The organism is Brenneria tiliae, assembly GCF_023347575.1.
Lineage (GTDB): Bacteria > Pseudomonadota > Gammaproteobacteria > Enterobacterales > Enterobacteriaceae > Brenneria > Brenneria corticis.
This window is the reverse complement of the sequence record NZ_JAKPCB010000070.1, coordinates 1-968: the sequence shown is the minus strand read 5'-3', so window position 1 is coordinate 968 and position 968 is coordinate 1. Positions and strand designations below refer to the sequence as shown.

General features: G+C 54.2%; 1 protein-coding gene. It reads left to right on the top strand.

Annotation, left to right across the window (positions count from 1 at the left end; genetic code table 11):
* Positions 1 to 968, top strand: a 968-nt coding sequence (locus MFP24_RS00365; RefSeq protein WP_249228640.1) for an IS256 family transposase, incomplete at both ends; no start/stop codon positions are given.

Sequence of the window (968 nt, the reverse complement as noted above, 5' to 3'; positions counted from 1 at the left end):
GGAAAGAAAACCGTCAAAGCCACTACCGGCTCTTTTGAACTGGCCACCCCGCGTGACCGCAACGGCACATTCGAGCCTCAACTTGTCAAAAAGCACCAGACCACCCTGTCGGACGAGATTGAGCAGAAGATTATCCGCCTGTTCGCCCTCGGCATGAGTTACGCCGACATCAGCCGGGAAATCGAAGACCTGTATGCTTTCAGCGTCTCCTCCGCCACCATCAGTGCCGTGACGGACAAGGTCATTCCCGAACTCAAACAGTGGCAACAGCGCCCGCTGGAGCCGGTTTATCCCTTCGTCTGGCTGGACGCCATTCACTACAAAATCCGCGAGGAAGGTCGCTACGTCAGCAAGGCGGTGTATACCGTGCTGGCACTTAACCTTGAGGGTAAAAAAGAGGTACTGGGGCTGTATCTGTCAGAAAGCGAAGGGGCCAACTTCTGGCTGTCTGTGTTGAGCGACCTGCAAAACCGGGGCGTCAGAGATATCCTGATTGCCTGCGTAGACGGGTTGACCGGCTTCCCGGAAGCGATAAACAGCATCTACCCGCAGACCGAAGTGCAGTTATGCATCATCCACCAGATACGCAATTCCATCAAATATGTGGCGTCGAAGCACCACAAAGCGTTCATGGCCGACCTGAAACCGGTTTACCGCGCGGTATCGAAAGCGGCGGCGGAAACCGCGCTGGATGAGCTTGAAGCCCGATGGGGTCAGCAGTATCCGGTGGTTATCCAGTCATGGCGTCGGAAATGGGACAATCTGTCGGCGTACTTCCGCTATCCATCGGATATCCGCAAGGTCATTTATACCACTAACGCCATTGAGTCGGTGCATCGGCAGTTCAGGAAGTTGACGAAAACCAAAGGCGCATTCCCTAACGAAAACAGCCTGTTAAAGCTACTTTATCTGGGGCTGATGAATGCGCAGGCAAAATGGACAATGCCGCTCCAGAACTGGAATTTGAC